This is a genomic window from Paenibacillus sp. BIC5C1 (assembly GCF_032399705.1).
GTDB lineage: Bacteria > Bacillota > Bacilli > Paenibacillales > Paenibacillaceae > Paenibacillus > Paenibacillus taichungensis_A.
The window spans coordinates 698,417-716,802 of sequence record NZ_CP135922.1 but is presented as its reverse complement, the minus strand read 5'-3'; the positions used below and the strand labels follow the sequence as shown (position 1 = coordinate 716,802).

General features: G+C 47.9%; 18 protein-coding genes. 4 read left to right on the top strand and 14 right to left on the bottom strand.

The genetic code is table 11. The features are described 5' to 3' along the window. Positions 1–338: 338 nt before the first annotated feature. Complete coding sequence (locus RS891_RS03420) at positions 339–764, bottom strand: GNAT family N-acetyltransferase (RefSeq protein WP_024632996.1); 426 nt, start codon at positions 762–764, stop codon at positions 339–341. 538 nt (positions 765–1,302) lie between these two features. Between RS891_RS03420 and RS891_RS03415 the strand changes: the two genes are divergently transcribed. Next, the gene (locus tag RS891_RS03415) at positions 1,303–1,914 is read left to right on the top strand and encodes a superoxide dismutase (protein ID WP_024632995.1); all 612 of its coding nucleotides are present in this window, start codon (positions 1,303–1,305) and stop codon (positions 1,912–1,914) included. A 116-nt stretch (positions 1,915–2,030) separates the two neighbouring features. Here the strand turns inward: RS891_RS03415 and mutY are convergent, their stop codons facing one another. Both mutY and acpS read right to left on the bottom strand, forming a co-directional pair. Continuing rightward, entirely contained in the window at positions 2,031–3,389 is a 1,359-nt protein-coding gene (gene mutY / locus RS891_RS03410; protein ID WP_315796151.1) for an A/G-specific adenine glycosylase, read from the bottom strand. A 58-nt stretch (positions 3,390–3,447) separates the two neighbouring features. Further along, complete coding sequence (gene acpS, locus RS891_RS03405) at positions 3,448–3,864, bottom strand: holo-ACP synthase (protein WP_113052188.1); 417 nt, start codon at positions 3,862–3,864, stop codon at positions 3,448–3,450. A 186-nt stretch (positions 3,865–4,050) separates the two neighbouring features. Here acpS and RS891_RS03400 point away from each other — a divergent pair, with 186 nt between their 5' ends. Continuing rightward, positions 4,051–4,866 (top strand): alpha/beta hydrolase family protein, encoded by an 816-nt coding sequence (locus RS891_RS03400; RefSeq protein WP_315794426.1) that lies wholly within the window; start codon positions 4,051–4,053, stop codon positions 4,864–4,866. Positions 4,867–5,009: 143 nt separating this feature from the next. On the opposite strand, the gene nadE is transcribed toward RS891_RS03400, so the two are convergent. The 3 genes from nadE to RS891_RS03385 form a co-directional block, all read right to left on the bottom strand. After that, positions 5,010–5,819, bottom strand: a complete 810-nt coding sequence (nadE, locus tag RS891_RS03395) for an ammonia-dependent NAD(+) synthetase (protein ID WP_315794425.1) — start codon at positions 5,817–5,819, stop codon at positions 5,010–5,012. 137 nt (positions 5,820–5,956) lie between these two features. Further along, positions 5,957–6,391, bottom strand: a complete 435-nt coding sequence (locus tag RS891_RS03390; protein WP_053779648.1) for a BrxA/BrxB family bacilliredoxin — start codon at positions 6,389–6,391, stop codon at positions 5,957–5,959. 168 nt (positions 6,392–6,559) lie between these two features. Beyond that, a complete protein-coding gene (locus RS891_RS03385; RefSeq protein WP_181586489.1) occupies positions 6,560–8,254 on the bottom strand; it encodes a two-component system sensor histidine kinase NtrB in 1,695 nt (564 codons plus the stop codon). A 197-nt stretch (positions 8,255–8,451) separates the two neighbouring features. On the opposite strand from RS891_RS03385, the gene RS891_RS03380 reads away from it, so the two are divergent. Beyond that, entirely contained in the window at positions 8,452–9,720 is a 1,269-nt protein-coding gene (locus tag RS891_RS03380; RefSeq protein WP_113052185.1) for a BaiN/RdsA family NAD(P)/FAD-dependent oxidoreductase, read from the top strand. Between the two features lie 175 nt (positions 9,721–9,895). On the opposite strand, the gene RS891_RS03375 is transcribed toward RS891_RS03380, so the two are convergent. From RS891_RS03375 to RS891_RS03350, 6 genes are all read right to left on the bottom strand, one after another. Beyond that, complete coding sequence (locus RS891_RS03375) at positions 9,896–10,279, bottom strand: hypothetical protein (protein ID WP_113052184.1); 384 nt, start codon at positions 10,277–10,279, stop codon at positions 9,896–9,898. 114 nt (positions 10,280–10,393) lie between these two features. Further along, on the bottom strand, positions 10,394–11,644 hold the full coding sequence (locus RS891_RS03370) for an ABC transporter permease (protein ID WP_315794424.1): 1,251 nt from the start codon (positions 11,642–11,644) through the stop codon (positions 10,394–10,396). An 18-nt stretch (positions 11,645–11,662) separates the two neighbouring features. Beyond that, positions 11,663–12,388, bottom strand: a complete 726-nt coding sequence (locus tag RS891_RS03365) for an ABC transporter ATP-binding protein (RefSeq protein ID WP_113052182.1) — start codon at positions 12,386–12,388, stop codon at positions 11,663–11,665. Between the two features lie 303 nt (positions 12,389–12,691). Further along, entirely contained in the window at positions 12,692–14,017 is a 1,326-nt protein-coding gene (locus tag RS891_RS03360; RefSeq protein ID WP_315794423.1) for a hypothetical protein, read from the bottom strand. Positions 14,018–14,051: 34 nt separating this feature from the next. After that, positions 14,052–15,401: a hypothetical protein gene (locus RS891_RS03355; RefSeq protein WP_315794422.1), complete on the bottom strand. Its 1,350-nt coding sequence runs from the start codon at positions 15,399–15,401 to the stop codon at positions 14,052–14,054. A gap of 216 nt (positions 15,402–15,617) precedes the next feature. Next, the gene (locus RS891_RS03350) at positions 15,618–16,949 is read right to left on the bottom strand and encodes an MFS transporter (protein ID WP_315794421.1); all 1,332 of its coding nucleotides are present in this window, start codon (positions 16,947–16,949) and stop codon (positions 15,618–15,620) included. 367 nt (positions 16,950–17,316) lie between these two features. Between RS891_RS03350 and RS891_RS03345 the strand changes: the two genes are divergently transcribed. Then, positions 17,317–17,778, top strand: a complete 462-nt coding sequence (locus RS891_RS03345; RefSeq protein WP_062326256.1) for a MarR family winged helix-turn-helix transcriptional regulator — start codon at positions 17,317–17,319, stop codon at positions 17,776–17,778. 90 nt (positions 17,779–17,868) lie between these two features. Here RS891_RS03345 and RS891_RS03340 read toward each other — a convergent pair whose 3' ends face one another. Then, a complete protein-coding gene (locus RS891_RS03340) occupies positions 17,869–18,054 on the bottom strand; it encodes a hypothetical protein (protein ID WP_315794420.1) in 186 nt (61 codons plus the stop codon). Positions 18,055–18,122: 68 nt separating this feature from the next. After that, the gene (locus RS891_RS03335; protein ID WP_113055013.1) at positions 18,123–18,386 is read right to left on the bottom strand and encodes a hypothetical protein; all 264 of its coding nucleotides are present in this window, start codon (positions 18,384–18,386) and stop codon (positions 18,123–18,125) included.

Sequence of the window (18,386 nt, the reverse complement as noted above, 5' to 3'; positions counted from 1 at the left end):
TTTCTTAAAATATCAGGAAGCTGGCGTTCTACGTTTATATGTTCTGATATTACCAATATCGAATGATCATAATCCTTTTAATTCTACTTCATTTGCAAAGGTGAAACAATTGGTTATGAGCACCAGCACAACTAAAAGGGTGAATAACAACGAGATTAAAACAGTCAAAATAGGGATTTAGTTAAATATAATGGGGTTCAGAAGTGGCGAAAAAAGGGGAATAATTGGTGAATGACACCCATATAAATAGAAAGGCGTATCCATCACGTTGTTACACGCTGAAAGATACGCCTAATATGAAATGAAAATCTGTTATATTTCTTTTTTAACCATACAAACTAAGCTTTGGACAAGATACTGAGTTTCTGGAAAGCGCTCATAATCTGATTGGCACCGTAACCCATTGCTTCATATAGAGGCATGGCTACTTTGTTGTGCTCATCACCCGCCACCCATATTTGACTGACTTTACGCTGCTGGAACCTTTGTTCCATGGCCTCGACAAGTTTTTTGCCGACTCCGCGGCGACGATAGTCTGGATGGACCGCAATACGATAGATGCATCCCTGGTTGTGGTCAATCGTACCGATCAAAGCGCCGACGAGGTCTCCCTCTTCTTCCGCAACCATGATCAGGTCAGAATCCCATGACAATTGACGGGCAAACGGGCCCATCGTGTTCTCATAACACTCTTCCGATAGTGCAACCTGAAGAAGCTCTGTCATCTGGCTTGCATCACTCAACTGAAAGGAACGAACGTGCATGTCTTAAATCTCCCTTTTCGTTAGCTTAGATGAGGTTTTACAAAAAGGGGCTCCCCTTTTTACCAAAAACCCAATGTTCATATAATGACAAAAAACGAGAAAATACCGCTTCTTCGTCAATTAAACCATACTTTACGCCATAAAACACGCATTTTCTTTTGAAAGCGCTTAATTGTAACCGTTTACATCCGAATATTAAACTTTTCCTCTATTTAAACACTTAAAATCACATAAATAGTTTCATAATGGGTAAAATATGTTTGTTATCTCTGACCCATGAATGGATTAACGTCTGGGGGGGACTTAATAAACAAAAATGTTGCTTAATTAGCCCGAATGCGGTTTAATATTAGTGACAAGGGTATTATTACATAGGTACCTGGGCAATTTGCATAAATCCTGTGAGCGTCTTTCACTCAGCAAGATATAGATCGAAGTGAACCTATTCGTCTAGAACTTGTCCCGGAAGCGATTCGAAATGAATTATGCAAAATGCTGACCTTAACAAAAATTCAAAAATCTCAGGAGGTATTTCACTATGACTTTTCAATTACCAGCACTTCCTTACGCTAACGACGCACTGGAACCACATATTGATGCGCAAACGATGGAAATCCACCACGATCGCCATCACAATACTTACGTAACGAACTTGAACGCAGCTCTGGAAAGCGCTCCTGAACTGCAAGGTAAAAGCTTGGAAGATCTGATTGCTAACCTTGACAGCGTACCTGAAGGTATCCGCACAGCGGTTCGCAACAATGGCGGCGGACACGCTAACCACAGCCTGTTCTGGGAAATCATCGGACCTAACGGCGGCGGCGCTCCTACTGGTGACATCGCAGCAGCAATCGATAGCGAACTGGGTGGCTTTGACAAATTCAAAGAAGATTTTGCAAAAGCAGCTACAACTCGTTTCGGTTCCGGTTGGGCTTGGCTCGTCGTTGGTAAAGATGGCAAATTGTCCATCACTAGCACACCTAACCAAGACAGCCCTCTCTTCGAAGGTCTGACTCCGGTTCTGGGTCTGGATGTATGGGAGCACGCTTACTACCTGAAATATCAAAACAAACGCCCTGACTACATCGGTGCTTTCTGGAATGTAATCAACTGGGACGAAGTAAACAAACGTTACGCTGCAGCGAAATAAGACTGCCAGCATAATTGAAGAGCCTGATTCGGTCAACGCGACCGGATCAGGCTCTTTTTAGTGTGCTTTTGCTTGCTGCACGTTGGTTGATTTAATATTGGTATGGCAAGGGCCCATTACTCACTAACATCGTCATATACCCCTGCAAAATAACTGCTGATGAGCTTCAGGAATATATTCGGAAATGCCATGGTGTCCATATCTTCTGGACCAATCCAGCGATAGATCAGGCCATCGCCTTTGCCACTCATTACATCATGCGCCGGGTTACTTGCGGCAAATGCTGACAACGGCTCGGCCTGCTCTTCAAGCGAGCCTGAGATATTGGCTGCATCGGTGATGCCTGGCTCCGATGCTTGTGTTTGTGCCGCGGGAGAACCGGATGCGGCTGGCGCAGGGGTTTCCTTGGCAGCCGCCTGTGCATCGTAGGCGGCTCTGGCTTCCGCAGCGATCAGCGGAAGCTCGTTACTCTGGTCCTGCTCGGTGCACTTGTACACCTGCAGGCTCCAGACAATGTGGCTGAACACATGCTCCGCATGGGTAGCCAGCCCTTCCGGGCGGGCAGCGAAGCCTTCCGCCCACAGACTGCCGGCCAGCAAAGCCATGGCTGGCTCATCTGCCAGCGGCCCCGCCTTCTTGCCGGCTGTGGCGGGCGCCGCCAGCACATGCGGCAGCTCCCACATGCGGGCCAACAGGCCCGTAGCTGGGCGCTGCCGCACAAGCACACGGCCGCGATGAGCACCGCGGCCCTCCACAATGGCGACCAGCCGCTGCTCAGGGCGCGGCGGCTTCGCCTTGGTCTTGACCGGCAGTGTGAGCTCCCGTCCGGCGATGCGGCCGGAACATTGCTCCATGACCGGGCAAGTCAGGCAGTGCGGCGCTTTGGGTGTGCATACCAGCGCGCCAAGTTCCATCAGCGCCTGATTGAAATCACGCGCACGCCCTTCCGGAATGAGCTCTCCCGCGAGCTCTTCCATCAACACCCGGGTGCTGCCCTTCATAATGTCCTCATCAATGAGGAAGTATCGGGACAGGACCCGCATCACATTGCCATCCACCGCTGGCTGCGGCTGGTTGAAGGCAATGCTGAGAATGGCCCCGGCTGTATACGGGCCCACCCCTTTTAACGCAAAGACTGCCTGCTTGTCCTGCGGCATCTCCCCACCGTGCAGCTCCATGACTTGTCTGGCAGCTGCCTGAAGATTGCGGGCACGCGAATAATATCCGAGTCCCTCCCAATTTTTCAAGACCTCTTCTTCCGGTGCTTCAGCCAGAGCCTGTACAGTCGGAAAATTCCCGATAAAACGGTTGAAATACGGAATCACCGTATCCACCCGAGTCTGTTGCAGCATAATTTCCGATACCCATGTGAAATAAGGATTGTTATGGCGACGCCACGGCAAATCCCGTCGGTTGATCATATACCAATCCAGCAAATTCACGCTGAAATGTCGTTTCTGTTCCATTAAACCCATATTTCCGTCCTCTCCTATTGCCAAGCTTACGTTCTTCACACGTTCTCCCACATTGTTACTATTCAGATTCAGGCAATGCCTTCCCCATCTGCTCTACAATAGCAAAGGCCGCAGCCAGCTCCGTCTGGTGCGTAATGCTCAAATGAATATCATACTGTTTGCCATATGGCAGTTGCAGTCGTTCCCATGCTTCATCAGAAAGTGTGGCAACGGGGCGTCCTTTCGCATCAGGCAGCACTTCAATGTCGGTAAAACTCATCATGCTTCCAATGCCGCAGCCAAACGCCTTGGACACCGCTTCCTTCGCTGCGAATCGGCCGGATACAAACTCGACCATCCGTTTTCCCCGATGATCCGCAATCTCTCGCTCTGCATGCGTTAAAATCCGCTTCATAAACGCTTCGGCGTGTTGACCTGACAACAGCCTGCGCATACGCCCAATCTCCAGTACGTCGTTTCCAATGCCATATATCATCAACGCTTCACCCGCTTAACCTTTTATGCTGTAAACGATCTCCATTCGGTCAACTGATCCGTAACTTATCCGAACACGTATTCTATTGTAGCAGGAGGCGCGCACGGATGCGAGTACCATCGTCCTCATTACCAATTATGTTAAAATATGAATCAGCAATAGATGAAACTTTAGGAGGAATAAGATATGTCCACAGCATTTGAACTGCCTGCAAGCGAAGATGCCGTCATTCGCGGAAATATATTTACTGCACGGCAACCCGCTCAAGGAATCATTATCCTGGCTCACGGTTACAAAGGCTTCAAAGACTGGGGCATGTTCCCCTACGCTGCATCCCAGCTAAGCGAGAACTATCACGTCCTGACCTTCAATTTCTCTCACAACGGAGTTGGAGAAGATCTGGAGCAATTTTCTGAACTTGAAAAGTTTGCAGTCAATACGTACAGCCGGGAGCTTGCCGACTTGGCAACGTTGTTTGATTATGTGTCCATACAGCCAGAACTTAACCAACTGCCGGTATTCCTACTTGGACATAGCCGCGGTGCAGGCGTAAGCCTCGTGTACGCACTGGATCATCCCGAACAGATTGCAGGCGTACTCTCCTGGAACGGCGTAACCAACTTGGATCTCTTTACCTCTGAGCAAAAAGAAGAAATGCGTACACATGGCCGCAGCCATGTCACGAACGGGCGAACCGGCCAGCAGATGCCTCTGGACGTTTCCATTCTGGAAGACCTGGACAAGCATAAGGATCGTTACGCCATCATTGATCGCTTGGCTTCTTCCCCTCTGCGTGTGGCAATTATTCAGGGAACAGAGGACGGCACACGGCTGCGGGACGGCTCGGCCGCACTGGTTCAGGTTCGCCCGGATATCCCCTGGCACCAGATTCCTGGAGGAAATCATACCTTTAATACTGTGCATCCATTCAAGGAATCGACGCCGCAGCTCGAGCAGGCGATTACCGAAACACTGCGCCAGATCGATATTTGGAATATCTAGTCCCGTCTTCTTCTCGACTAGCTCTCTTGTTCTTACTACAAATAAAATAATCAGCATAACAAAAAGAGTCGCTGCCTGATGCAGTGACTCTTTGCTGTTCAGATGCTTGCATTGTCCATATCATGGCATGCTTGCGATCCATATTAGATGCCAGGAATGGCATTACGTTTGTGATGGGTACGCGTGTAGAATGCTTCAAGGCGTTCCTGTGCAGCCGGATCAATCTGTTTGCCTTCCAAATAGTCACTGTTCGCTTCATACGAAATGCCCAGCTCATCTTCATCGGTCTGACCTTCCCAGAGTCCTGCAGATGGAGCCTTGTCCAAAATGGCCTGTGGCACGTTCAAATACGCAGCCAGCTGACGCACTTGACGTTTGTTCAGGCTGCTCAGTGGTGTAATGTCCACGGCGCCGTCGCCCCACTTAGTGTAAAAGCCCGTGATGGCTTCAGAAGCATGGTCTGTTCCGACAACCAACAGGTTCTCCTCAAAGGAAAGAGCGTATTGCATCACCATACGGGTTCTCGCTTTTACGTTCCCTTTGCCTTGGTGAGTCATATGACGCGGGCTGCCCATGGATTTGAAACCTTGCTCCACTTCCAGTGCAATCTCGTTAACTGCATCTTCGATGTTGGTTTCCACAACATGCTTCAGGTCATAGGCTTTGGCCACAGCATAGCTATGGTCGATGTCCGATTGCTCACCGTAAGGTTGGAATACGCCCAGCGTTTTGTATTCCTTATTCTCTTCAACTGTAAGCTCGTCCGTTGCTTTTTTGCAAAGCGCCGTAGCTACAGCACTGTCAATTCCGCCACTGATTGCGATTAGCAATCCTTTGGAATTGGCATTTTTCACATAGGTTTTGAGAAAGTCTACGCGCTTGCGCACTTCCTCTTCTTCATTAATGCTTGGTTTAACCTTCAATTCAGCGATGATCTGTTGTTGCAAACTCATCGTTCACACACCCCGTTTCTAAATTAATGAAATTTGATGTCCATTTTGAAAGGTCCGAATGGTTCAATAACCCTATTTGCTCAAAATGAAACGCCCCGGCATCGGTCATCCGAAAGGCGGGGCGTTGCTTGAGCTAATTAACGGCAGTAACGGTCAAACACACTTGTGAGCTCAGCCGCAATTTCCTCCGCAGAACGATCTTCCACTTGATGACGCTCAATAAAGTGAACGAGTTCTCCGTCTTTCATCAGAGCGATGGAAGGTGAAGATGGTGGATACGGTGCAAAGTATTCACGTGCTTTTGCTGTAGCTTCTTTGTCCTGACCAGCAAATACCGTGTACAGGTGGTCTGGTGTAATATCATGCTGAAGTGCTTGGGATACACCTGGGCGGCATTGACCTGCGGCACATCCGCAGACCGAGTTAATAACAACCAGAGCGGTACCTTTGGCATCCGGCAAACTTGCTTCAACTTCTTCTGGAGTACGCAACTCCTGAATTCCCAAACGAGTCAGATCATCCCGCATCGGTTGAACCATATCTTTCATGTATTGATCAAATGACATAGACATTCGGTTTCACTCCTTAAACATGTGAGTTCTATTATTTAAAAAATTAAATGCTTTTGTGCTATTCCTATTATACATCCCTAATCAATGAAAGCAAGGTTCAAACACCGCCTGCGGAAAGGCTTCTCCTTCAATATTATGTCTCATTCCTTGGCAAAACATGCTTGAAGTTCACCGTTGAAATGCAACCTTGAAAGTTGTACCCTGCCCTTCCTCTGATTCGATGGTAATAGTTCCGTTATGCCGTTCGACAATGCTCAGACACATGGATAACCCCAGTCCGGTTCCTTTGGCCTTGGTCGTAAAAAAAGGTTCGAACAGCTTCTCCTGCTTCACTCTAGGTATTCCCGGGCCTGTATCTCGCACACACAGCTCTACAGTGTCATCCACCAACCGAGTCTCAAGTGTAAGTACCCCTTTTTCATTCATGGCTTCCATCCCATTACGAGCCAGATTAAGTACCACTTGTTTAATTTCCTTTGAATTCAGATGAAGCTTCGGCACATTGTGAGCCAGCATAAATTCAATACTCTGACCTCGCAGATTGGCATCAGCCCATAACAAAGGACTTAGTTCATGGATGATATCATGCAGCTGGGATTCTTCCTTCTCGGCAATTCGATTCTGAGCCAATGACAGAAAATCATTAATAATGCTGTTCGCCCGATCAAGCTCCTCCAGAACGATCCGGTAATAGTGATCCAGGGACTCCGGACTCTTTTCCTGCATTAATTGAAGAAAACCACGCACAACCGCCATCGGGTTTCTGACCTCATGGGTAATACTTGCGGCCATTTGCCCTACAAGACTAAGGCGATCCACATTATCGAGCTCACTTCGCAGCAGTTCAAGCTCAGTAATATCCTGAATGATTAACATGGCTCCGATAGCTTCTCTTGGCAGTTCTGCTGAGTACGCGTAGATGGGAACGGTCCTGGATTGAAATACGTTTGAACCGTAACGCACCGTTAGTCCACTTACTTCTCCATGAACAATGGCTTTACGTATACTGCTCTCCATCTTGTCTGCCTGAGCTTGTTCGACAAACTGACTCGCAGGTTGCCCAATCAAATCCGGTGTTGTAGTGCAAGGCAGTTGATCCCGCGCCGTTTGCTCCATCGTATCGTTGACGAACTGCACGGTCCCCTCTTTATCTACGGTTGCGATGGATAAAGGAACAGCATTCAGAATTTGGTTAAGCTTTTCCGTTTCGGCTATGTATCTGTGATGAACTTCTGACAAATGTTGCTCAAGCCCCCGGTGATGTTGTATCTGTTCAATCCAGAGCATACTAAGACTTCCAGCAAGAACTGCACCGATTGTATATCCCAGCGCTAGTAATACCCACTCTACTATTGAGAATGTTGGTTGGCTTTCCATCAATGGAATATACAATACATTGGACACAACCAGCTCGGCCGTTATTAAGGCGGTAACTGTTCCCATTTTGCGTGAACGTGTATAATGCTTGAATCGTTTGGCTGACAACCATACAATAGGATAGAGAAGGATGCCCGTTTGAAGTAGAAATTCGTACAGATTATAGGGATGCGCAAAGAGAAAATAGAAGAGTATCTGGAGAAGAGACAGCGTTAGGCCTATGCGAGGCCTGCAATACAATATGACGAGCGTCAGGGGCACAATGCCCAAGGAGATAGGGACTGATACCGGGTTCCCATAGTGGGCAAAAAGCAGACATAACAACATGCTCGCCACACTGGTCGCGGCAAAACTGGTCTGTACCATCCTATGATATCCTGCCTTGGCGACTGCTTGCCTGGAGAGCCCCAAATGCAATAATGGAATCAGAAATACCGCAGCTCCTGCAAGCAGTATTTGTAAAAGAATGTCCTTTAAAGCAACCACAATGCCATCTCCCTCCTCTGCCCTGCACATTCCCTCATGTATTTCTGATTAAAACATAGGCGACAGTATATTACAATATATCCCTTAAGACAGCATAATAGAACTGCTAATACATTTGTATTGTTTCATAAACAGGCAGGAGTAGACAGGGTTTTCGGAAAACAGACAAAATCAATGAAAAAAGAGGGTAATAACGCATGTATGATGTCATTGTAATTGGTGGTGGGTCTGCGGGCCTCATGGCCTGTGTTGCCGCTGCCGAGCATGGAGCCTCAGTGCTTCTGCTGGATAAAGGAGACCAACTCGGCCGTAAACTCGGGATCTCTGGCGGCGGTCGCTGCAATGTGACCAATGCCAAGGAGACGGATGAACTAATCCGGCATATCCCGGGCAATGGACGCTTTTTATATAGTTCATTTCAGAATCTGGACAATCAGGGAATTATGCGTTTTTTTGAAAATCTCGGTATTGCCCTGAAAGAGGAGGATAACGGGAGAATGTTCCCGGTAACCGATAAAGCCAAAACGGTCGTTGATGCGTTGGTAGGCAAAATTGTTTCCCTTGGGGTAGAGATTCGCACCAAACAGCCGGTTAAAGAATTAATTCAGAACGGTCAACACGTGCAGGGTGTGAAGTTAGCTTCTGGCACAACAGTACTTGCACGCTCTGTTATTATCGCCACCGGGGGCAAGTCAGTCCCTCAAACCGGATCAACCGGAGATGGCTACCCTTGGGCTGAAGCGGCTGGACATACGATTACAGAGCTATATCCGACGGAAGTGCCCATTGTGTCTGGTGAGAGCTGGATTCAATCCAAAGAACTGCAAGGCTTGTCCTTGCGGGATGTCGGGTTATCTGTGCTAGATGCCAAAGGCAAAACGGTTATCTCCCATCGTGGAGATATGATCTTCACCCATTTCGGTGTATCAGGACCGATCGCGCTTCGTTGCAGCCAGTTCATTCGCAAGGTGCAAATGAAATCTGGGAACCCTCAGGTCACGATGAGTATTGATCTGTTTCCTGATCTGTCCCCCGGTGCTTTGGAAGCCCAGGTACAGCAGGTGCTGGAGCAAGAATCCCGAAAGGCTGTCAAAAACATACTCAAAACATGGGTTCCTGAGCGTATGATTCCATTGATGATGAAGCGTGCAGAGATCAGCGAAGATCTCACTTTCCACCATTTCCCCAAAGGTATGTTAAATACATTAGTGGGGTTAATGAAGGACTTTACCTTCCGCGTAGATGGAACTCGTTCTCTCAAAGAAGCTTTTGTTACTGGCGGGGGAATCCACTTAAAGGAAATATACCCCAAAACAATGGAATCCAAGCTGCTGCCAGGACTATTCTTTTGCGGTGAAGTGTTGGATATTCACGGCTACACGGGAGGCTATAATATTACCGCTGCCTTCTCTACAGGGTACACGGCTGGCATGCATGCAGCAGAGTATAAAAACGCTCGCTCATGACTTGAACATAGGTTGTTCATGGATCAATTCACGTTCAGTATCACGTAAGGTTATTAAAAGCATGAAAAAACCTCGACATCCCGCTATAGCGGGGGTGTCGAGGTTTTTTTGAGATGTATGCAATACAGAATCAATGTCACCAACTAGGCAAGCAGCATCGTTGCCCCTGTTGTATTTACGCCTTCACACTGCCCGAGAAACCATCCACTGAATCATCAAATGTCGGATCTTCATCCCGGTTAGACATCTCCTGTTCAGGATTGCTCTCCTGAATTCCGCTCGCATAACCTTCATTCCAATCTTCATTTACGAGATGAGCCGGAATGGATATATTCTGAAACTGATCCAATCCATCTGTTTCGGAGAGAAATACCGCACTTCCTCCGTGTGACTGTACGATTTCCACAGCAGATTGCGTATCCTGGCGATCTGTAGGAATGTACAATTCAAGCGGTCCTGACTGGTATGGCTTATACCCCAGTTCCTCCAGTGTTGCCTGCGCCGCCAGCAGTGCTGCATTGTCTGCGAAGTGCACCTGAAGTTCACTATCGTCCATCATGATTTTTTCCTCCTTGCGAGAGCTGATCCCTTACCTTCAAAATCATAAGATCCGTCTCCTATAGCATGGTCAGTTACTTCATCTGATATGCTACTGTACAAGGAAGAATATCAACTAAGCGGATCGGAAGTACCGAATCCAGCCCGTTATTGACAGGACGAACAGTCCGAATGCCACGACAGCCGCAGCCGTGACGATACCTTCCAGCCAGCCTAGCCAAGCTGCTCCCAGTGAAAACCCCATTAAAATCCCCAACGGAACAAACAACATCCGTACCATGGTCAGACCTGCACGATTTAACGCCTCCGAATCATAGGATACGAGCTGAACGTACTCCGAGGTTGCAAATACCTCCCAGGAGCGATAAAAAAGTACACTCAACATGATGACCAACAAGCCACACACGATTACATTGACCGGGAAAGGTGGTAAAGCAACGGCAACGATCGAAAGGCCGCCAAGCTGCAAGTACAATTTCATGGTCGAGGAGTTACGAAAGAATGCTTTGAATGCCGTCTCAGCTGTCCGATTAGAGATGGTTCGATGACGCAGCAACTTGCGCTGCTTGCGGAATATGACCGTCCGGGTGCGCGGCGCTTTCGGCTTGTTCACAGATCGACTCAGTAAAAGGGCTGTGAACTTGAGCCTTTCTCGTAAATCTTCACGTACATCACCCTCAAAGGTTCCCTTCATCTCCAGCCTCATTCGGCCAACCGTAATTAGAAGAAGGATTGCGGCCACAATACCTGCAAGCAGTGTCCAGATGTGTTCATGCATCCATGATGTTACCCCAATCGTGATAGTGCCCATTACAACTGCTAAAGGGATCATGCGAATCCAGCGTCTCCATCCGGTATAACGTACTTTCGTCATATGTAGAATAATGACCTGGAATGAAGCTACTGCGCCAAACCAAATCGCTATTAGTGCGATATGGATAAACGACATGTCATACACACGAGACCATAGTGGTGAGGTCAACGCCGTAATTGCAATCATTTTGCCCAGATGCATCAAGCAAGCCCGGTAGATCCCCTGTCTCATCAATGTACGCATCCACAGCGACCTTGATTTCAGGAACAGCACATCCGCTTCCTCTACAAATATAAGAATTCCACCTGTAAGCATAATGATGTCGATCAGTCCTGTCAGTGTAGGCAGCGTTAATCCGGTCGCCCATGTTGGCAGTGGTTTGGACCATAAAGTCACGTACCATCCGCTGAAATACAGCACACCCGGAATAAGGAGATATACCCATACCGTCCAGTCTACTACCAGTTTCAGGTTTTTCAATTGTTCATTGAAGTGCTCCTTGCGTCTGCGTCTATATAAACCAAGTGGCTTGGATGCTCGAGAGGTCTCCATCTTTCCCCCCCTTCCCGATTAGGATGTCAGAGTGTCAAAACAATCAAACAACGAGGCATCCGGCAAATCTGCGGCTGCTCGTATTTCGTCCAGTGTTCCTTCAGCAGCTGAGCGCCCGGAATGGATGAGTATAAACCGATCACAGATTCGCTCAGCGGTATCCAGTACATGCGTTGACATAAGAACACCCGCACCACGGCGGCGCTCATCGTCCAGCAACTTTAGAAAATCCTTGGTTGCTCTCGGGTCCAGCCCGATGAAAGGCTCGTCCACAATATATACATCCGGCGAGGACAGGAAGCCGATCATCAGCATCATTTTCTGCCGCATTCCCTTGGAGAAACTGGCCGGAAGATCATTACGAACGTGGTCCATGCCGAAACGAACCAACATCTCCTCCGCCCTGGCAACAAAGACCTCTTCCTCCATTTCATAGGCGGCAGCTGCCAGATCGAGATGTTCCCACAGGGTCATATATTCGTAAAAAACAGGTTGTTCCGGGATATAGGCATAACGTCCGTCTCCCCCAATGGTTACTTCATACTTTGCATGTTCAAGCAGACCAAGTAATGTTTTGATAGTAGTGCTTTTGCCAGCACCATTCGGTCCGATAATACCCACCAGTTCCCCCGGCGCCACCTGTAATCGGATGTTCCTAATCGTGGATTGCCCCGCCTCATATCCTGCTTCCGTAATATGTACGTCCAATATGGACTCCTGTGCGGATGTATCTTCGTTTTCCATATCATTCACTCCCTGTCCTGTCAGGTGCTTGTTCGGATCTTTAATGATATTGTAATCGAGTTCGTGAGGAATTGTTTGATCATTTTAATGCCAGAACAATCTTCCGATTGCTGTTATCTCCAGATTTTTTTCATTCTCTTTTTCAAAGAAGAAAATCCAAGGATAAAGGCATAGCTATACTAACACTTTATCCTCTCTACATAAATTCGAAATTTGAAAAATTTATGTTGCTTGTTCCAGTAAAATGAAAAAAGCAGGGGTTCCGGAACCCCTGCTTCTTTATGTTACAGTGAAAATCTCATACTACCGATTTGACTCCACCACAGTTGAAGTTTCGCTTTCTGCATCTGCATTTACATTCAGACCCAGATCCAGTGCCCCGCGGCTTTCGCTCGCATAGCTGCTGCTTTCGGTACGATCACGATCACCTTTCATGCTATTGTTGCGTTCAGTTTGAGCCATTGTCGCACTCTCACCTTCCGCTTTCGCGTTCAGACCCAGAACCAGCGCGCCACGGCTTTCGCTCCCATAGCTGCTGCTATCGGTTCGATCACGATCGCCCTTCACGCTGTTGTTGCGTTCAGTTTGAGCCATTGTTGCACTCTCACCTTCCGCTTTCGCGTTCAGACCCAGATCCAGCGCGCCGCGGCTTTCGCTCGCATAGCTGCTGCTCTCGGTACGATTACGATCACCCTTCACGCTGTTGTTGCGTTCAGTTTGAGCCATTGTTGCACTCTCACCTTCGGCTTTAGCATTCAGGCCCAGGTCAAGCGCGCCGCGGCTTTCACTTGCATAGCTGCTGTTTTCGTTTCGATCACGATCACCTTTCACGCTATTGTTGCGTTCAGTTTGAGCCCATGTGGCGCTCTCACCTTCGGCCTTCGCGTTCAGACTCAGGTCCAGCGCGCCACGGCTTTCACTTGCATAGCTGCTGCTCTCGGTACGATCACGATCACCCTTCACGCTGTTGTTGCGTTCGGTTTGAGCCATTGCAGCACTCTCACCTTCCGCTTTAGCGTTCAGGCCCAGATCCAGCGCGCCGCGGCTTTCGCTCGCATAGCTGCTGCTGTTGTTACGATCACGATCACCTTTCACGCTGTTGTTGCGTTCAGTTTGAGCCATTGTTGCACTCTCACCTTCGGCTTTAACATTCAGGCCCAGATCCAGCGCGCCGCGGCTTTCGCTCGCATAGTTGCTGCTGTTGTTACGATGCTCACCGCTTCGTGAATAGTCGCTCATCGTTGTACCTTCTCCCGATACATTGGCATTGAGCCCAAGGCCCAGGTTACCAGAACTGCTGTGTTCAGCAGTATAATCGGAAGAACGATCATTGTAACGGTTTTTGTTCGTATTCTCAGAGGATAGGCCGGCATTCAAACCAACATCCAGATTCAATGCTCCAGATGCACTGGACGAGCTTCCGTAGCTGCCATTGCTGCCGTAATCTGCGTCACGGTGTCCTGACAGAAGAGATCCCAGCTCCAGTCGCAAACCTGCATTCAGATCCAGATTTCCGCTGCTGTTATTGCTGTAGCTATCCGCGTAAGTTGCTTGCGAAGCTCCCAACAATCCAGCGACCAACGTACCCGACAATACCGACAATTTCACCCAACGATTCACTTTTTTCATGATAATATACACTCCTTCTCCATTTTGGTTTGAATTAACTCCATTGTGTTTGAGAGAAAGAGGTATATTGCGGCGGCCGCCCTGGCGGCGCTTGAGACCATTGACTGAAACCATCCAATCGTTCCATCCTGAAAGCATAATCGTAATCTGGCGTCACCAGTCCGGTTGTTGTTCCTGAAAGGGCAACAGCGGGAGCGGTTGCTCCCCCACCCGATACACCGGAAGTACCAGAGCTTCCAACTGCGGCAGCATTGGCTGCCCCTGAAGATGTTGCCATGACAGGCCAATCATGAGATCGTTCTGTACGCGGCTGCAATGGTAACGCATTATGGGAATCATCCTTTTGCAAATTAACATCTTCGTTATTCTGCTCTTGATTGGTAACAGAAGGTTCAACAGTTGGCTCATCCAACAGGAATTGCTTCTCAACTGCCAATACTGCATCTGAATCAGAATCCTTCTCCTGATTCGATTCTTCTACAGGCACTGCCTGCGAAGTAGCAGGTTGTTGTGGACGTACTGCAGATTCTGGAGAGACGTCAATCACTTCACCCGTAACCTGTACAGCATGTTGTCCGTCTTCATTATCCTGCGGTGAAACCTGATCTACTGGCTCCGTTTCGCCGATTTCAGGCTTTTCAGCACTCGGTGTTTTAACGACCGAAGGCTGTTCGGGATTCACACTAGGTATTTCTACCGTTCCCTTTTCCGGAGTAATACCTGCGGAAACATTCACTACAGGAATATTCGCTTCCACCGAAGGAAGCTGAACTTCACCTTCAGTCAGATCCACACTTGATGAGGAGACATTGATCGAAGTAACTTCAGGTACATCCACCTTAACGGAAGGTAATTCAACCTTACCTTGCCGAAGATTTGTATTCACAGCAGATGTCTCTGCCTTGATGACCTCGGGTACCTCTGCGGTAACACCAGGCAAGGAAGCTGTCCCTTCGTTCAGGTTTACCTCGCTGCTCGATACATCCGCTTTTAAAATCGGTGTATCCGCCTTTACAGACGGAAGTTCAACGCTCCCTTGCTTCGCATCAATACCGATCTCTGATGTTCCTGCCGATCCAAGCGGCGTATCTACCTTTAGTTCCGATACACTCAGCTTGCCTGTCGATTCATTCGCTTTGATCGACGGAACTTCAACATCCAGCAATGGTGTGGATACAGATACTGACGGAGTCAGGTTCAACCCGCCATCCGAATCTTGTGAAAACAAATTCAGCGATAAGCCACTGGACTTGTTAGCTGAAGATGTCTGAGCATTATCCGCATATACATGCGACGATCCCAGTCCAAAAATCAGCGTCCATGCAAGTAAAGCCAGTGGTATGCTGCCAAGTCGAACAATCGATTTTGGTAACTTTACATTCAAGTTGCTTCACCCCCTTTCCGCTACTGCGTTGGTGGGACAAGACATATGAGTTTTCCCCTAGGAATAATTAGAATACAGGGATTTCTGCCTGTTCCTCATTAAACGTGAAGGCGTTTACTCAAACGCTTTTCATTTAAAAAGTTAAAATTTTAATGAAAATCATACTAAAAATTTCCCTATTTCCACCTCTGAAACCAGATCATTTGCACAATCGTTTCACTTACCTGTAATCACGGATTTAGCGGGAAAACTCTGGTCCATATCGTTCTTTTTTTGCCTGCGAATCACTACATAAATCACACCAAGCAGCGTTAGCAAAATGCCTGAACTGATAAAGGCCGGAATAACTCCGAATGAGGTTACCAAAAATCCACCTACCACCGGACCCATGATGTTACTGGCTGTCATGATGCTGCCAACCGTTCCAAACACACGCCCCGTCATGGATTCAGGTGTTTGTTCCTGCAGTAGGATTTGGAACGGAACAATGGCAAAGCCAACCCCCACACCCGCCAGAGCAAATAACGATATCAGCAGCAAATTGGCGCCAAGCCCGGCATGAGGCCATACTCCTACGATCATTCCTACACCACCAATGACAAGACCCATTAATGATGTTCCAAGCCCCATCTTGATCACATGACCTGCCCTTTTCCACTTCTGAACACTCATCGCTGCAATTAACGTTCCAACACCGCTAGCCGCGACGCACCATCCGAGCAGATCACTTGAAATACCGGGAAGCTGCCTGAACAGGACTACGGTCTGTGAATCCGCAAATTGCAGAAACAGGAGGGCCGACGCAAGCAGGATTAGAGAAGTACCCACATGAGGAAGAGATGCAAGCATGCGGACGCCCTCCATGGTATCTTTCAAAAACGTAGTTTTTTCACCTGAATGAGCAACACCTGCTGTCTCTTCCCTTACTTGTTCTACGTGCTGATTCGCAGATTGGATCACCCGATCTCCAGGAATCCATAGCAAAATAATGCCGGAAATCAAAAAAGACGCTGAATCCAACACGAAACACCAGGTGATTCCAAAAGCAGCCACCAACAGCCCGCCGAGGGCCGGACCGATGATTTTGGACATCTGTTCAATCACCGAACTGATGGACACCGCCTGCCCCAATTGCTCCTGCGGCACAATCTCCTTAAGCTTGCCGTTCTTGGCCGGTGAGAACACCACATCGAATAACGACTTGAGAATAAGCAATACATATACATGCCACATTTGATCCGCAAAAATAAGCCCTCCAACGATCACAATTCGCGCACCGTCTGCACCGATCATCAGCCACTTCCGATTGACCCGGTCCGCCAGTGCCCCTGCAAATGGCCCAGTAAGCAATACAGGCAATGCTGCACACAGTGTGGTGAACGTAATCTCCCACGGCGTAGCATTCCAGCGAATGCCCACCAGCGTAAGAATCGCCAGCAGGTGCAGCCAGTCTCCCAAATTGGAGATAGCCTGCGCAGCCATCAAAGTGATAAAAGATCGATTATGCTTCAAGGGTCTTCGTTCCTGCATCGTTACTCCACTTGTCATCCTTCTTCTCCTCCGCCCTCAACCCATTCATGATATGAATTTATTATAGAGAGCAGGCTGTGCCCCCACCTCCTGCCAGAGACGGAGAAGACGCGAAGCCTTCAGGATGATTTTTCCAGCACATATTGAACTCAACATTTACACGAGAACGGAGAGGACAGAAATAACCTGAAGAAGTGGAGCTAAAAGCTTTCTGAAAATTTATATAGACGAAAAATGATTAAATTTTAATTGCTAAAAATGCAAATCTTGTGACATATCGCATGTTTTTCGTGCAAACAGATGCTTACAATATAAATATGGCGAACCTTTGAATCGTCAAATGTAAATTCATCAACTCCAATAAATCTGAAAAGGCGGGATCAGTATGCTGGAATTACAGGAAATCGGAACCGAACGTTCTCTTCATCTGTACCGCACCTTGGCCCAGACATTTAAGAGCGTGAATGAACACGCTGTATCCGGAAGCAAAGTGCATGGCTTCAACCCCACCGCTTACGGGGTGCTCGAAGTGCTATATATGAAAGGAGCACAGCCTATTCAACAAGTCGGTGCACAGCTTCTGCTGCAAAGCGGAAATGTCACTTATGTCATTGACAAGCTGGAGCAAAAGGGACTTTTACATCGAAAACACTGTCCGCAAGACAGACGCATCATTTTCGTGGAATTAACCGAGGAAGGCCAGCGTACGATGGATGACATCTATCCAGGCTACGCTCACAAAATAGATCGTGCTGTCAGCGGTCTGAGCGAAGATGATAAGACGTTGCTCTCTGAGCTGTTGGAAAGGCTTGCACTCGGTGCGGATCGTTTATCCGCAAACGGTTAAGGCCATTCCCGTATCACCTGATCCAAATTAAAAATAACCGGTTCGCCTAAATAGGCGGTACCGGTTATTCGTATTTCTTTATTAATCTAGTCAAAAGTACAGAATCCACATCAACACCGTGAGGACAGCAACAACCAGTCCACCTGCAATCAGCAAATCGACAATGTAACTGGACAGACCTGAGCGGCTGTGACCCTCGATCTCCCTCTGAGTCTCTTCGTACTTTCTTTTGGCTTCATCTTCCTTGGACGAATTCAGATTATTGGGAAACATCATCCTCACCCCTACTCCAAATGAGATATCTATATTATCCTGCGCGGGTCTGTTGCTTCTGCTTACGGAATTTATTTAAGATCCATCCCAGACCTGATTGCCACAGTAAAAAACAAAGGCAAGACCAGAAACAGAAGAAGAGCCAAGTTTATAAGAATGCTTATGATCAATGTATACCAGAAGGGAAAGTAATATGTATGTTCTGCTCGTTCTGCCAAGGGAACATATTTCATGAGTCCGACAACGATGGAAAACGAAATGCAGGTCGCAAGTACTGCCAGCAACTTGATTGGAACGTATACAAACTTGAACGCTTGCAGCGATTGCTTGCTCAT

Excerpts from the sequence above, each read along its gene's own strand:
- RS891_RS03350 (WP_315794421.1), bottom strand. The coding sequence starts at position 16,949 with ATGACAAGTGGAGTAACGATGCAGGAACGAAGACCCTTGAAGCATAAT.
- RS891_RS03345 (WP_062326256.1), top strand. The coding sequence starts at position 17,317 with ATGCTGGAATTACAGGAAATCGGAACCGAACGTTCTCTTCATCTGTAC.
- RS891_RS03365 (WP_113052182.1), bottom strand. The coding sequence starts at position 12,388 with ATGGAAAACGAAGATACATCCGCACAGGAGTCCATATTGGACGTACAT.
- nadE (WP_315794425.1), bottom strand. The coding sequence starts at position 5,819 with ATGAGTTTGCAACAACAGATCATCGCTGAATTGAAGGTTAAACCAAGC.
- acpS (WP_113052188.1), bottom strand. The coding sequence starts at position 3,864 with ATGATATATGGCATTGGAAACGACGTACTGGAGATTGGGCGTATGCGC.
- RS891_RS03400 (WP_315794426.1), top strand. The coding sequence starts at position 4,051 with ATGTCCACAGCATTTGAACTGCCTGCAAGCGAAGATGCCGTCATTCGC.
- RS891_RS03390 (WP_053779648.1), bottom strand. The coding sequence starts at position 6,391 with ATGTCTATGTCATTTGATCAATACATGAAAGATATGGTTCAACCGATG.
- RS891_RS03340 (WP_315794420.1), bottom strand. The coding sequence starts at position 18,054 with ATGATGTTTCCCAATAATCTGAATTCGTCCAAGGAAGATGAAGCCAAA.
- RS891_RS03420 (WP_024632996.1), bottom strand. The coding sequence starts at position 764 with ATGCACGTTCGTTCCTTTCAGTTGAGTGATGCAAGCCAGATGACAGAG.
- RS891_RS03360 (WP_315794423.1), bottom strand. The coding sequence starts at position 14,017 with ATGAAAAAAGTGAATCGTTGGGTGAAATTGTCGGTATTGTCGGGTACG.
- RS891_RS03375 (WP_113052184.1), bottom strand. The coding sequence starts at position 10,279 with ATGATGGACGATAGTGAACTTCAGGTGCACTTCGCAGACAATGCAGCA.
- RS891_RS03380 (WP_113052185.1), top strand. The coding sequence starts at position 8,452 with ATGTATGATGTCATTGTAATTGGTGGTGGGTCTGCGGGCCTCATGGCC.
- RS891_RS03415 (WP_024632995.1), top strand. The coding sequence starts at position 1,303 with ATGACTTTTCAATTACCAGCACTTCCTTACGCTAACGACGCACTGGAA.
- RS891_RS03335 (WP_113055013.1), bottom strand. The coding sequence starts at position 18,386 with ATGAGCAAGCAATCGCTGCAAGCGTTCAAGTTTGTATACGTTCCAATC.
- RS891_RS03370 (WP_315794424.1), bottom strand. The coding sequence starts at position 11,644 with ATGGAGACCTCTCGAGCATCCAAGCCACTTGGTTTATATAGACGCAGA.
- mutY (WP_315796151.1), bottom strand. The coding sequence starts at position 3,389 with ATGGGTTTAATGGAACAGAAACGACATTTCAGCGTGAATTTGCTGGAT.